This window comes from Paenibacillus naphthalenovorans (genome assembly GCF_001465255.1).
GTDB classification, from domain to species: Bacteria; Bacillota; Bacilli; order Paenibacillales; family NBRC-103111; genus Paenibacillus_G; species Paenibacillus_G naphthalenovorans.
Window position 1 is genome coordinate 1,294,156 of the sequence record NZ_CP013652.1, and the last position, 14,444, is coordinate 1,308,599.

Consider the following 14,444-nt stretch of genomic DNA (forward strand, 5'->3'; position numbering starts at 1 on the left):
GCAGTGAACCAACCTTGGATTTATATTGTGCTTGTCGGTCTCGTGCTGATCGTGTATGCCAGAATGGTTCCGAGAAGCTCGGGAAACCAAGGAAGCAAATCGCAGAGCGGCAGCATGCTCAGTGAAATGGAAGAAACAATGGACCATTTTGCCGCCGAGCTTGACGAACAGAACAAAGCGTTAATTCAGATGGTTGCCGAAACGAAGAAGGAATACGAGCTGCATTCGGCTAAGCTCGTTTACCGCATAGAAACACTCGAAAAGCAAGGGAGCCAGCTTCAGCAGGAGATAAGCCGGATAGGGTATGTTTGCGAGCAGCTTCAAGCGCGGCTGTCTGACCAAACGCGAAGCGATGCGGGAAACTCTGGTGAAACCGCCGGTTCGGTTGAACCCGAACGGCATGCCGAAGCGGTGAATGCGGCGAGCCCTCCTGAGCCGGTCACGCAGGAGCCGCCTGCCGTATCGTTCGTTTCGGATATGAAGGAACGGTACAGTGAGCTGTTCGCATTGTATCAACAGGGCAAATCGACCGATTATATTGCGAAGAAGCTCGGTAAGAACAAAGGAGAAATCAACCTGATTCTGCAACTGGCCAAGCAGGAGGAGCTGTCCGATGGCTAACAATAAATCGATGCTTACCGGACTCGGCGCCGGAATGATTTTGGGTGCGGTGCTTCTTCAATTGATGAATGCGTCTTCCTCAACGGCAGTGTCCGGTCCCGACCTGGAAGAAATGAATCCGGCGCAGCTGAAGGAAGCCGCGTCCGTATATTTTCAGGTGTATGACAAAGACCAGAAGCTGTATGATCAGACCCAACTCGATGCATTGGTCCTGCAAAAACTGCAGCAGGAAAAGGAAAAACTGGCGGCCGAACAGCAGTCTGCGGCTTCCGCACCGGTCAAAGAAACCTACATTTATATCTCCGGCGGCCTGACAGCGGGCCATGTGGCGGATATGCTGCTGGCGAGCGGTATCATTACGGACAGAAAAGCGTTCGCGGACGAGATGCGCCGCAAGCGGTTAAATGATAAAATCGTTACCGGGATTCATGTATTCAAGAGCCCGATGGAGCTTTCCGAAGTAATTACGAAGCTGACTACACGTTAGGATCGGAACCGGCTGACCGGGTCCGATTTTGTCGTTATTAGGTTTAAAATCGCGGGTGTTGCATACCAATGTCAGTTATGGTATATTAGTTGTCGGTGTTAAAATCCACACGCTGATTAATTCCGGCAAGGGTGCTCTGAGGGCAATCGCAACAGCTATTACATAACATGATGGTTGGTGTGTCAATGGAGTTTTGCCGCGAAGATGAGATTGGCGGAGGAAACCAAAAAACCAAAACCAGAGGAGGTGCGTGAGGATGGCAGTAATCTCCATGAAACAGCTGCTTGAAGCTGGGGTGCACTTCGGTCATCAAACCCGTCGTTGGAACCCGAAAATGGATCGATACATCTTCACCGAAAGAAACGGAATTTATATCATTGACCTGCAAAAAACGGTCAAAAAAGTTGAGGAAGCTTATAACTTCGTCAAATCCATTGCTGAAGAGAACGGTACAATCTTGTTCGTAGGAACGAAGAAGCAAGCGCAAGATTCCGTTAAGGAAGAAGCAGAACGTTGCGGAATGTACTACATTAACCAACGTTGGCTCGGCGGAACGCTGACGAACTTCAAAACGATCGAAAACCGGATCAACCGTCTTCATGAACTGGAAAGATGGGAAGAGGACGGCACATTCGATGTGCTTCCTAAGAAAGAAGTAATTATCCTGCGTAAAGAAAAAGATCGCCTTGAGAAATTCCTGGGCGGTATCAAGCATATGAAAGGTTTGCCGAGCGCTCTGTTCGTCATCGACCCTCGCAAAGAGCGGATTGCCGTTGCCGAAGCTCGCAAGCTGGGTATTCCGATCGTCGGTATTGTCGATACAAACTGCGATCCGGACGAAATTGACTATGTCATTCCGGGTAACGATGATGCTATTCGTGCGGTAAAACTGCTGACAGCCAAAATCGCTGACGCAGTCATCGAAGCGCATCAAGGCGAACAAACGACAGCCTAATGGATTGAATACATGAAAGGGTGGTTTGAAGGTGCAAAATCCTTTCACCGCCCTTTTTTTAGGGTTACATATTGAACTCGAGGAGGCCAAACTTATGGCAGTTAATGCGGCAGCAGTAAAAGAATTGCGCGAAAAAACCGGAGCGGGTATGCTCGATTGCAAAAAAGCATTAGAGGAAGCAAACGGAGATTTGACGAAAGCGGCTGAGATCCTTCGTGAGAAAGGCTTGTCTGCGGCAGCAAACAAGGCTGGCCGGATTGCAACGGAAGGTGTTGTGGAATCCTATATTCATGCCGGCGGAAGAATTGGCGTACTGGTTGAAATCAACTGCGAAACCGACTTCGTGGCCAAAACGGATTCTTTTAAAGAATTCGCCCGTGACATCGCAATGCAAATTGCAGCGGCGAATCCGAAATATGTTCGCCGTGAGGATGTTCCGCAGGAAGCTTTGGATAAAGAACGCGAAATCTTGAAAAACCAGGCTTTGAATGAAGGCAAACCGGCTAACATCGTTGAAAAGATGGTGGAAGGCCGCATGAGCAAATTCTTTGAAGAATTCTGCTTGCTGGAGCAGTCCTTCATTAAAGATCCGGACAAAACGATCAATGCTCTTCTGAACGAAAAAGTGGCCACCATCGGAGAGAATATTTCGATCCGCCGCTTTGTTCGTTATGAGCTCGGAGAAGGCTTGGAGAAGAAGCAGGAAAACTTTGCGGAAGAAGTTATGTCGCAAGTAAAACGTTGATCGAAGTGAATAGGCAAGGAAATGTGGGAACACTTGGTGTTCCTTCTTTTTTAACAAGAGAGGGAATGCGGTCTGATTGAAACGGAGGGTTGTTGTTTGGAACATCCGATATATAAAAGAGTGGTTTTGAAACTTAGCGGTGAAGCTTTGGCAGGACAGCAGGGATACGGCATCGACGCTGAAGTGATTTCATCCATCGCCCAGCAGGTGAAGGAAGTTGTGGACCTGCAAGTCGAGGTTGCCATTGTCGTCGGGGGAGGAAACATTTGGCGCGGAATTGCCGGCAGCGCGAGAGGCATCGACCGTGCTACCGCAGATTATATGGGCATGCTTGCGACCGTGATGAATGCGCTGGCGCTTCAGGATGCTCTGGAGACGATCGGAGTGCCTACCCGCGTTCAATCATCGATAACGATGCAGCAGGTTGCCGAGCCTTATATCCGCCGGAGAGCAATGCGTCATTTGGAAAAAGGAAGAGTGGTTATTTTCGCGGCAGGCACAGGAAATCCGTACTTCTCCACCGATACGACAGCTGCGCTCAGAGCGGCTGAGATCGAGGCAGAGGTTATCCTGATGGCGAAAAACAAAGTCGATGGCGTTTATTCCGCGGATCCGTTCAAACATGCGGATGCTCAAAAGTTCGAAACGCTCACTTATCTTGAAGTGCTCAACAAAAATTTGGGTGTAATGGATTCAACCGCATCCTCCTTATGTATGGACAACAACATACCGTTGATCGTTTTCTCGATTACGGAAAGCGGCAATATCAAGCGAGTGGTACTCGGTGAAAAAATCGGTACGATAGTAAAAGGGAGTGTATAACGATGCCTCAATCGATAAAGAAAAATGCGGAAAACCGTATGGAAAAAGCGATTGGTGCGCTGAAGAAGGAGCTGGCTTCGCTTCGTGCGGGGCGCGCAACACCGGCACTGCTCGATCGTGTGCAGGTGGAGTACTACGGTACGATGACCCCGGTGAACCAACTGGCCAATATTAACACGCCGGACTCCCGGACGCTGATGATCCAGCCTTGGGATAAAAGCTCTGTGTCCGCTATTGAGAAAGCGATCATGAAATCGGATCTTGGCCTTACACCTACCAATGACGGCAGCTCCATTCGTATCGTCATTCCGGCATTGACGGAAGAGCGCCGTACAGAGCTGGTTAAAATGACGAAGAAGTACGGCGAGGAGGCCAAAGTCGCCATCCGCAATATTCGCCGCGATGCCAATGACGATATCAAGAAGTTGGAAAAGACGGGGATTTCCGAAGACGAATCCCGTCGCCATCAAGACGATATTCAGAAATTTACGGATAAGTATATTGCTGAAGTCGACAAAGTGCTCGCAGCTAAAGAGAAGGAAATTATGGAAGTGTAATTGGTGAAGACCCCCTTGTTTGAGGGGGCTTTTAGTCTTTCCTGATGGGGGATTAGCATGATACCTTTCAAGAAATGGTTTGGAAGCAAACCGGAGGGTGAGGAGCTCGCCCGGCAGCTCGATGCAGATAATATTCCAAATCATGTGGCTGTGATTATGGACGGTAATGGCCGCTGGGCGCAAAAGCGCGGACTGCCGCGGGTTGCCGGACACCATTCCGGGATGAAAAACGTGAAGAGAATCACGATGGCGGCGGACAGCATCGGTGTGCAGGTGCTTACGATGTATGCCTTTTCCACGGAAAACTGGAAGCGGCCGAAAGAGGAAGTCGACTATTTAATGAAACTTCCGCTTGAATTTTTCCCCAAGGAAATCGACGAACTCATAGCCAACAACGTCCAAATCCGTATGACCGGCTGGCAAGAGGGCCTTCCGGATCATACGCTTAAAGCCATTGAAGACGCGATCGATCAGACGAAGCGGAATACAGGTCTTATTTTAAATTTTGCACTGAACTACGGCAGCCGCAAAGAGATGCTTCGGGGCATCCAACAGCTTGTACAAGATGCGAAAGAGAACAAAGTACATCCGGACGGAATCGACGAAACCTTGTTTTCCAAATATTTGCTGACCGATCCGCTTCCGGACCCCGATTTGTTAATTCGCACGAGCGGGGAGAAACGCATCAGTAATTTCATGCTGTGGCAGCTCGCATACTCGGAGCTGTGGTTTACGGATCTTTGCTGGCCTGATTTTACGGAGCGGCATTTCTTCGAAGCTATACAAGAGTACCAGCGCCGGGCCAGAAGATACGGTGGGTTGTAGTTCTATGGAGGAATGGAATTGAAGCAGAGAATCGTCACAGGGATCGTCGCAGGGATCGGGTTTTTCATCATGCTTTATTTGGGCGGTTATTGGTTTGCCGGGCTTCTTTTGATATTGTCGATGATCGGTTACGATGAGTTTCTGCGGATGAACGGACTGAAGGGAAACAAAGCCATTGTCATCATCGGCTATTTAGGGGTGTTTTGCCTTACCCTGCAGTGGCAGCATACCGGAGTTACGCTGAGTCAACTGGTCTGGTTGTTCATGTTTCTTTTTATGGCCGCAACGGTCATTTCCAAAAACAAAACAACGATAGATCATATTGCGATGGCCTTCATCGGCATGGTGTATATCGGTTTCGGATTTCATTACATGATTGCGACAAGAGACCTGACCGAAAACGGGTTGTATTGGACGCTGCTTGTATTCCTTTGCATTTGGTCAACAGATTCCGGCGCCTATTTTGTTGGATCAAAGTTTGGGAAAACACCGCTTTGGCCGGCGATCAGCCCCAAAAAATCAGTGGAAGGCGCCATTGGCGGAGTGGTGATTTCGATCCTTGTTGCGTTGATCTTCGCCTCGTTTAAACCCGAGCTTCTCGATTATGCTCGCGCGGCTTGGATTGGACTGATGATTGCTGTCGTTGGCCAAATGGGGGATTTAATGCAGTCCGCTTACAAACGGGTAAAAGGCATTAAAGATACGGGTGCGATTCTTCCGGGTCACGGCGGCGTGCTGGACCGGACGGATAGCTGGTTGATTGTTTTTCCGTTTCTTCACCTGCTGTCATGGATCCCTCACGTATAATATAGCCGGAGGTAAACAATTGTGAAAAAAATCAGCATTCTGGGCTCCACCGGCTCTATCGGCACGCAAACGCTGGATGTCATTTCCCATTATCCTGAGCAGTATACGGTGGAGGGCTTGTCCGGAGGACATAACATTAAGCTGCTGGCGGAACAAATCCGGCAGTTTCGTCCGCGCAAGGCTTCGGTAGCGACAAAGGAGCTGGCAGAGCAGTTATCACTGGAAATCCCCTCGGATGTAAAGGTATATTACGGAGAAGAGGGGCTCATCGAGATCGCGGCAGGTACGGATGCCGAGTTTGTCGTCACGGCGGTTGTGGGTAGCCAAGGCTTGGCGCCGACTATCGCGGCTATAGAAGCAGGGAAACAAATCGGACTGGCCAATAAAGAAACCTTGGTCAGTGCCGGTCATCTCGTAACCGGGCTTGCGAATCGGCGGGGCGTTCGCCTTTTGCCGATCGATAGCGAGCATTCCGCTATTTTCCAATGTTTGCAGGGTGAGCGCCAAGAACAAATACATACGATTACGCTGACCGCTTCCGGCGGAAGCTTCCGGGACCGTACTCGTGACGAGCTTAAGCATGTTACGGTTGAGGATGCATTGAAGCATCCGAATTGGGCCATGGGCGCCAAAATTACGATCGATTCGGCGACCATGGTCAACAAGGGTTTGGAAGTGATTGAAGCTCATTGGCTCTTTGACTTGTCTTACGACCAGATCGAAGTGCTGATTCATCCGGAGAGCATCATTCATTCCTTTGTCGAGTTTAAAGATTACAGCGTCATCGCACAGATGGGGCTGCCCGACATGCGGGTGCCGATTCAATATGCGTTGACGTATCCGAACCGGATGAAAACACCTGCCGGGCGGCTGCGGTTGAAAGATATAGGCAGACTGCATTTTCGCGAGATGGATTTCTCGCGGTATCCGTGCCTGCGAATGGCTTTTGAAAGCGGCAGAATCGGCGGATCTATGCCGACGGTGTATAATGCAGCCAATGAAGTGGCGGTGGAACGGTTCTTAAAAGGAGAGATTTCCTTTTTGGACATCGAGCGCGTCATTGAACAAGTGATGGCCGAACACGAACCGGTCGCATTCCCCGACTTGCCTGCGATCTTCGAGATCGACAAATGGGCAAGGCTGGCCGCGCGGAACGTCATGCCACAGCTATAATGGCAGCCTGAAGCAGCAAGCATTTTTCCGGTAAACCGGTCATAGGTTCATATCACGGGGCGGCTTGTATTCCTTTCATCATTAATGTTAATCTTAAGATAAGGAAACGCCTTTTACGTAACTATCGATGTGAACATTCGTGCTTAAGGAGGCCGTAAAAGTATTGGCGACGCTGCAGAATATATTTCAAATTGTGCTCTTGTTTTTTGTTCTCGTATCGATTCATGAGTGGGGACATTTTTATTTTGCTAAACGTGCAGGCATTTTGGTCAGAGAGTTTGCCATTGGATTTGGACCGAAGCTGCTGTCCTTCAAACAGGATGAAACCCGATATACACTGCGTCTTCTTCCGATCGGCGGTTTTGTAAGAATGGCCGGAGAAGATCCGGAAATCGTTCAAATCAATCCGGGACAACGCATCGCCGTAAAGCTGACCGACGATCAAGTTACCCACATTTATTTAAACGACTTTGACAGTCGTACAGGCAGCTTGGAAGGTGTGGTTGAACAGATCGATTTGGAGAAAAAGTTGTTTGTCCGCCTGGACGTCGACGGCGACATCCAACGGTTTTCCGTCCATCCCAAAGCGATGATGATCAGCAAAGACAAGGAAATTCAAATCGCTCCCTGGGACCGCCAATTTGGCAGCAAAACGGTAGGCCAGAGGGCTCTATCGATATTTGCCGGCCCTTTGATGAACTTTATTTTGGCGTTCATTCTGTTCGTGACCGTTGTGTTTATTGCCGGCGTGCCGCATAAAGTGAAAATTGCCGGTACGGTGCCGGGTTCCGCCGCTCAGCTTGCGGGGCTTCAATCCGGGGATTTGATTTTGAACGTAAACGGAGTGGACATCGGAGCGGATCGAAACAAGCTGACCTCCCTTATTCAAAGCTCCGTCAATAAACCCATGGATTGGACGATTGAACGTAACGGGGAGATCATCAGGAAGAATGTGACGCCGGCTGTCGACCAGGACGGGGTGATTCGCGTCGGCGTTACGCTCGTTGCCGAGACGAGACCGGCTACCGTAATGGAAGGACTGAAAAGCGGCTGGAACAGCCTTTCTTCCGCTACCATGCTGATATTGGATGGATTCGGCAAGCTCGCGACACTGCAGTTTAAACTTGACGATTTGGGAGGACCTGTGAGGATCGTCGAGTTTACAAGCGAGCAGGCCAGCGCAGGATGGGCGCAGTATATTTCGTGGACTGCCATTATGAGTCTGTATTTGGGGCTTTTCAATCTTCTGCCGATTCCGGCTTTGGACGGAAGCCGCCTAGTCTTTTTGGGACTTGAAGCGGTGCGGGGCAAACCGGTCGATCCCAGCCGTGAGAGCATGGTCCATTTTGTCGGCTTCGCCATGCTGATGCTGCTTATGATTGCCGTAACGTATAACGATATTTTGCGTTTGATGAACGGGTAAGAACTGCCTTCTGTAGGGGGAGAATCAGAGTGATGTCGAATTCAAAACAGGAAAAACAATTTGTAAAGGAAATCACGCCGCAAAGCGAAGATTTCTCGCGCTGGTACATTGACACGATCAAAAAAGCGGATCTGATGAGCTACTCTCCGGTCCGCGGCTGTATCGTGTTTAAACCGGACGGATATGAAATATGGGAGCATATACAGAAGGAACTGGATGCGCGGTTTAAAGAAACCGGACACCGCAACGCCTATTTTCCGATGTTTATCCCTGAGAGCTTTTTTCAGAAAGAAAAAGAACACGTCGAAGGCTTCAATCCGGAACTGCCTTGGGTAACCGAAGCGGGCGGAGAGAAGCTGGAGGAGCGGCTTGCCATTCGCCCGACGTCCGAAACCATGATCGGTCATATGTATTCCGAGTGGATTAACTCTTATCGGGACCTGCCGCTGCTCATTAACCAGTGGGCAAACGTTGTCCGGTGGGAGAAGCGTACCCAGCCGTTCCTGCGTACAAGCGAATTCCTGTGGCAGGAAGGCCATACGGCCCATGAGAATGAGGAGGACGCACGCAAAGAAACGATGCAGATGCTGGAGATTTACCGTGATTTTGTGGAAAATTTCCTTGCGATTCCTGTCATCATGGGACAAAAAACACCTTCCGAGAAGTTCGCCGGAGCCGTTGATACATATTCTATCGAAGCGATGATGAAGGACGGAAAAGCGGTACAAGCCGGAACCTCCCATTATATGGGCACGAACTTTGCCGTAGCGTTCGACATCAAATATTTGGATCGGGAAAACCAGCATCAATACTGCCACACCACTTCATGGGGCGTCAGCACCCGGTTAATCGGGGCCCTGATTATGGTCCATGGAGATGACCGCGGGCTTGCATTGCCGCCGAAAGTGGCTCCGACGCAGGTGGTTATGATCCCGATTGGACCGCCCAAAACACGCGATCAGGTGGTCGGCCGGGTTAACGAGCTTTATGATCAGTTGAAGAAGGCCGGTGTGCGCGTGAAAGTGGATGACCGTCCGGACCAAAGCCCGGGTTGGAAATTCAATGAATACGAAATGCGCGGCGTTCCGGTTCGCGTCGAGCTCGGACCGCGCGATATGGAGAACGGTCAGGTGGTATTGGTTTCCCGGATTACCGGCGAGAAGCGCATCGTGGCCCAGGATCAATTTACGGAAGAAGTGCAAAAGCTGCTGACGGAAACGCAGCAGGAAATGTATGATCGGGCCAAGCGTTTCCGCGACGAGCATATGACAGAGGCGGACTCCGTGGACGAGCTGAAGTCGTTTTTCGAACAGAAACGGGGGTTCGCGCTATCGGGCTGGTGCGGATCGGAGACTTGCGAAGCGCACGTGAAGGAAGAGACAGGCGCTACAAGCCGCAATATCCCGTTTGAGCCGGGAACGAACAAAACCAAATGTCTTGTTTGCGGTTCGGATGCCAAGCATACCGTTGTATTCGGACGAGCGTACTAAAATACGAAACCAATTTAGGGGTTTGTCCATACAAGCCCCTTATTTTTTAAGAATACATCATCTGAAAGTTTCAACGGAGCCGGAGGATTCTATAATCGCAAGAAAAGCTGCAGTTAAACCACGAACGGTTCTTTAACGAAAGGGCTTTGATCAGGAGCTTTTCTTTAGATAGGAGGTCAAGATGAGCAGCAGCAGTACGGCGCATAAACGCGACAGGTTTGAGATGCTGATGCATCAGGCGGGCGTTCCGACGGATGTAGTTCAGTCTTTTTTTTCGGACGGATATATTGATAAGGTAGAGACGAGTCGTAAAAATAAAGAATGGGTCTTCTTTATCGTGAAAAGCCAAATCGTCCCTTCTGACATCTATCGTTCCTTCTGCAAGATGATACGCGATAAATTTTCACATATTGCCGCGATACGTTTCGTGCTGCAGTACACGGCGGAGGTCAAACCGGAAGCGGTCGCGCATGAGTATTGGAGCATGTTTATCGAGTGGGTGCAGCGGGAGGCGGCGTCCATCAACGGATGGATGACCAAGGCGCACATTGAAGTGAAGGATAACGTGCTGACGCTTCATCTGCTGGATTCCATCGGGCTTGAGCTGGCGAAGAAGAAAAATATCGGCGGCTTGATTCAGAACTATTTCAGCCAATTCTTCGGCGTTGATTTTTATGTGAAGTATGCCGTGAGCGGGTCACGGGAGCAAGAAATGGAGAAATTCGCGAAGCAGATCGCTCAGGAAGAAAAAGAGGTCGCAAGTGTCATCATGACGGCGGTGGAAGCGGAGAACGAAGCGGCATCGCAGTCAAATGAAGAACTTAAGCTGATGGTCGGCTATGACATCAAGGAACCGGCCGTACCGCTGCAAGAGGTACAGGACGAGGAAAAGAAAATTACGGTGCAGGGAACCGTATTCGGCATGGAAGTCAAGGAGCTGAAAAACGGAAGCACTTTATATATGTTTAACATCACGGATTTTACCGATTCCATTATGGTGAAGGCATTCGCCAAAACGAAGGAAGACGTAAAAATCTACAACCTCATCACCAACGGCAAATGGCTGAAGCTGCGTGGACGGGTGGAGTACGACCGGTTTATGCAAACACCCGAGTTGGTCATGATTCCATCGGATATAAACGAAATCGTGGCGCCGCCGGATCGTATGGATGATGCCGAGGAGAAGCGCGTAGAGTTTCATTTACATACGACGATGAGTACGATGGACGGGATTACTCCTGTGGATCAGTATATTAAAACAGCGGCCAAATGGGGGCACAAGGCGATCGCCGTCACCGATCACAGCGGCGTTCAGAGTTTTCCCGAGGCTTATAAAGCTTCGAAGAAACACGGCATTAAGGTCATATACGGACTGGAGGCCAATGTGATTGACGATTCGGTCCAAGTGGTCATGAATGCGACCGACATCGCGATTGCCGACGCGGAGTACGTTATTTTCGACATCGAGACGACCGGTTTGTCCGTGACCAGCAACAAAATCATTGAAATCGCCGGCGTCAAAATGAAGGAAGGCAAGGAGATTGACCGTTTTGCTACATTCATCGATCCGCACGAACGGATTCCGTACAATATCCAGCAATTGACCAACATCACCGATGATATGGTAAAGGGCGCTCCGGAACTGGAGGATGTGCTTCCTAAATTCATCGAGTTTGTCGGGGATAGCGTTCTGGTCGCGCACAACGCCAGGTTCGATATCGGATTTATTCAGGCCAACTGCAAGCGGCTTGGCCTGCCGGAAGTGAGCAATCCGGTGCTGGACACGCTGGAGCTGGCGCGTTTATTGTTCCCGACGATGAAGAACCACCGTCTCAATACACTGGCGGATAAGTTCAAGGTGAGTCTGGACAACCATCACCGGGCCATCGACGATTCGATTGCGCTTGGCTTCGTGCTCTTCCATCTGTTAAAGGAAGCGGCGGATAGGGGATACACGCAGCTGGATCGGCTTAACGATCAGGTGGGCAAGAACCTGGCTACCCAACGGCCGTTCCACTGTTGTATTTATGCCAAGAACATGATAGGCAAAAAGAACCTGTTCACCCTGGTATCCTTATCGCATACGGAATATTTCCACCGGGTGGCGTGCATTCCCAAGAGTAAGCTGCAGGAAATGCGCGAGGGCCTGATCATCGCTTCCGGATGCGAAAAGGGCGAGTTTTTTGAAACGGTGCTCAATAAATCGTTGGAAGAAGCGGAGAACGTTGCAGCGTTCTACGATGTGCTGGAAATTCAACCGACCGGCATCAATATGCATTTGGTGGAAAAAGGCCTGGTTGGAAGCCCTGCACAGTTGGAGGATGCTAACCGTAAAATCATTGAGATCGGACGCAAGCTCGGCAAACCGGTCATTGCAACCGGCAATGTGCACTACCTGCATCCGCGTGAAAAAATATCGCGCGACATTACGATTCACGGGATTACGGGCTTTAGTCCTTTGAAAGACATCCGCAAGCCGGACGTTCATTTCAGGACTACGAAGGAAATGCTGGCCGAATTCGAATATTTGGGTAAAGAGACGGCTTATGAGGTCGTTGTCAAAAACACCTCCGAGCTTGCCGACCAGTTCGAGGAGCTGGAGCTGTTCCCGACGAAGCTTTTCACACCGATCATCGAGGGTGCGGACGAAGAAATCCGCAACACTTGCTACGAAACCGCGCGGCAGATTTATGGGGATCCGCTTCCGGAAGTGGTGACGGCGCGGCTGGAGAAGGAATTGGTGCCGATCATCAAGTACGGCTTCTCTGCGAACTATTTGATATCCGAGCGGCTTGTGAAAAAATCCAACCAAGACGGCTATCTCGTCGGCTCCCGGGGGTCCGTCGGCTCCTCCGTCGTGGCTACGTTTCTGGGGATTTCCGAGGTCAACCCCCTGCCGCCTCATTATGTATGCAAATCGTGCAAACACAGCGAGTGGATTCTCGACGGGTCGATTCCGAGCGGCTTCGATCTTCCGGATAAAAATTGCCCGAATTGCGGCGAGAAGTTGAAAGGTGACGGTCAGGACATTCCGTTTGAAACGTTCCTTGGCTTTAAAGGGGATAAGGTCCCCGATATCGATCTGAACTTCTCCGGCGAATACCAGCCGCATGCTCACAACTACACGAAGGTGCTGTTTGGCGAGAAAAACGTATTCCGGGCCGGAACGATCGGTACGGTTGCCGAAAAGACGGCTTACGGATTCGTGAAAAAATATGAAGAGGAGCACGGCAAAAAGTGGCGCGGAGCGGAGCTGAACCGTTTGGCTATGGGTTGTACGGGGGTTAAGCGAAGCACAGGACAGCATCCCGGGGGGATCGTGGTCGTTCCGGATTATATCGATGTTAATGATATTACGCCGGTCCAGTACCCGGCCGACGACACAAGCGCGGAATGGAAGACGACGCATTTTGATTATCACGCGTTCGATGCCAATCTGCTCAAGCTTGATATACTGGGACACGATGATCCAACGATGATGCGGATGCTGCAGGATTTGACGGGGGTCGATCCGACAACGATCCCTATGAACGATCCGAAGGTCATGAGCATGTTCAACTCCGTAGAAGCGCTTGGCGTCACGCCGGAACAGATTCGGACACCCGTAGCGACGTACGGCGTTCCGGAGATGGGGACGAAGTTCGTGCGTCAGATGTTGGAAGAGGCAAAGCCCAGCAGCTTCGCGGATCTGCTGCAAATATCCGGGCTGTCTCATGGCACCGGAGTGTGGCTCGGCAACGCGCAAGAGCTGATAAGAAAAGGCATATGTACGATCAAAACGGTAATTGGCTGCCGCGACGATATCATGCTGTATTTGATTTATAAAGCGGGAATGGACGCGGGACTCGCCTTTAAAATTACCGAGAGCGTGCGTAAGGGTAAAGGGCTTACCGAAGAGTGGAAAGAAGAGATGAAGAAGCATAATGTCCCGCAGTGGTACATCGACTCCTGCGAGAAGATCGAGTACATGTTCCCGAAGGCGCACGCCTCTGCCTATGTCATTTCCGCCGTACGTACCGCTTACTTTAAGCTGTACCATCCGATTGCTTACTATGCGACCTACTTCTCCGTTCGGGCGACGGACTTTGAGATTGAGCTCCTGTGCCAGGGCTACGACGCGATTCTCAGCAGGCTGATCGAGATCGAGGAAAAGGGCTTTCAAGCCTCCCCGAAAGAAAAAAATATGATATCGATCCTTGAGATGGCGCTGGAGATGACTGCGCGCGGGTTTACATTCAAAAGCATCGATTTGTACAAATCGGACGCTACCAAGTTTCTGATTGACGGAGACTCCCTTATACCGCCGTTTTCGGCTGTTGGCGGAATCGGCGAGAATGCGGCCAAAAATATCGCAGCGGCCCGAAACGATGGTCCGTTCTTGTCCATCGAGGATTTCCAAACGCGCAGTAAAGCGTCGAAAACGATTGTAGAAATTTTGGCCGGCATGGGTTGCTTCCGAGGTTTGCCGGAGACAAACCAGCTTTCGCTGTTTTAAACGGAAGAGGTTGTCGTTTTCATCATTATTGCAAATTGAACGGC

The 14,444-nt window shown here is 50.4% G+C and carries 12 protein-coding genes; all 12 read left to right on the plus strand.

Annotation, left to right across the window (positions count from 1 at the left end; genetic code table 11):
• The first annotated feature begins 3 nt into the window (after positions 1–3).
• The 12 genes from IJ22_RS06260 to IJ22_RS06315 all read left to right on the plus strand — a co-directional run bounded on the left by IJ22_RS06260 (position 4) and on the right by IJ22_RS06315 (position 14,400).
• Positions 4–621, plus strand: a complete 618-nt coding sequence (locus IJ22_RS06260; RefSeq protein WP_054818896.1) for a DUF6115 domain-containing protein — start codon at positions 4–6, stop codon at positions 619–621.
• Complete coding sequence (locus IJ22_RS06265) at positions 614–1,108, plus strand: MltG/YceG/YrrL family protein (RefSeq protein ID WP_054818897.1); 495 nt, start codon at positions 614–616, stop codon at positions 1,106–1,108. Before IJ22_RS06260 ends, IJ22_RS06265 begins: the two co-directional genes overlap by 8 nt.
• A gap of 256 nt (positions 1,109–1,364) precedes the next feature.
• The gene (rpsB, locus tag IJ22_RS06270; protein WP_062407990.1) at positions 1,365–2,063 is read left to right on the plus strand and encodes a 30S ribosomal protein S2; all 699 of its coding nucleotides are present in this window, start codon (positions 1,365–1,367) and stop codon (positions 2,061–2,063) included.
• Positions 2,064–2,157: 94 nt separating this feature from the next.
• Complete coding sequence (tsf, locus tag IJ22_RS06275; protein ID WP_054818899.1) at positions 2,158–2,808, plus strand: translation elongation factor Ts; 651 nt, start codon at positions 2,158–2,160, stop codon at positions 2,806–2,808.
• A gap of 96 nt (positions 2,809–2,904) precedes the next feature.
• Complete coding sequence (gene pyrH, locus IJ22_RS06280) at positions 2,905–3,630, plus strand: UMP kinase (RefSeq protein ID WP_062407992.1); 726 nt, start codon at positions 2,905–2,907, stop codon at positions 3,628–3,630.
• Between the two features lie 2 nt (positions 3,631–3,632).
• Positions 3,633–4,187, plus strand: a complete 555-nt coding sequence (gene frr, locus IJ22_RS06285; protein WP_054818900.1) for a ribosome recycling factor — start codon at positions 3,633–3,635, stop codon at positions 4,185–4,187.
• A 57-nt stretch (positions 4,188–4,244) separates the two neighbouring features.
• Complete coding sequence (locus IJ22_RS06290) at positions 4,245–5,012, plus strand: undecaprenyl pyrophosphate synthase (protein ID WP_062407994.1); 768 nt, start codon at positions 4,245–4,247, stop codon at positions 5,010–5,012.
• A gap of 18 nt (positions 5,013–5,030) precedes the next feature.
• Positions 5,031–5,819, plus strand: coding sequence for a phosphatidate cytidylyltransferase (locus IJ22_RS06295; protein WP_062410878.1), 789 nt, complete (start codon positions 5,031–5,033; stop codon positions 5,817–5,819).
• A gap of 21 nt (positions 5,820–5,840) precedes the next feature.
• Positions 5,841–6,992, plus strand: a complete 1,152-nt coding sequence (locus IJ22_RS06300) for a 1-deoxy-D-xylulose-5-phosphate reductoisomerase (RefSeq protein WP_082660706.1) — start codon at positions 5,841–5,843, stop codon at positions 6,990–6,992.
• A 163-nt stretch (positions 6,993–7,155) separates the two neighbouring features.
• Positions 7,156–8,415, plus strand: coding sequence for an RIP metalloprotease RseP (rseP, locus tag IJ22_RS06305; protein WP_062407997.1), 1,260 nt, complete (start codon positions 7,156–7,158; stop codon positions 8,413–8,415).
• Positions 8,416–8,447: 32 nt separating this feature from the next.
• Positions 8,448–9,905: a proline--tRNA ligase gene (gene proS, locus IJ22_RS06310; RefSeq protein WP_062407998.1), complete on the plus strand. Its 1,458-nt coding sequence runs from the start codon at positions 8,448–8,450 to the stop codon at positions 9,903–9,905.
• A 181-nt stretch (positions 9,906–10,086) separates the two neighbouring features.
• Positions 10,087–14,400, plus strand: a complete 4,314-nt coding sequence (locus tag IJ22_RS06315) for a PolC-type DNA polymerase III (RefSeq protein ID WP_062407999.1) — start codon at positions 10,087–10,089, stop codon at positions 14,398–14,400.
• The last annotated feature ends 44 nt before the right edge of the window (positions 14,401–14,444 follow it).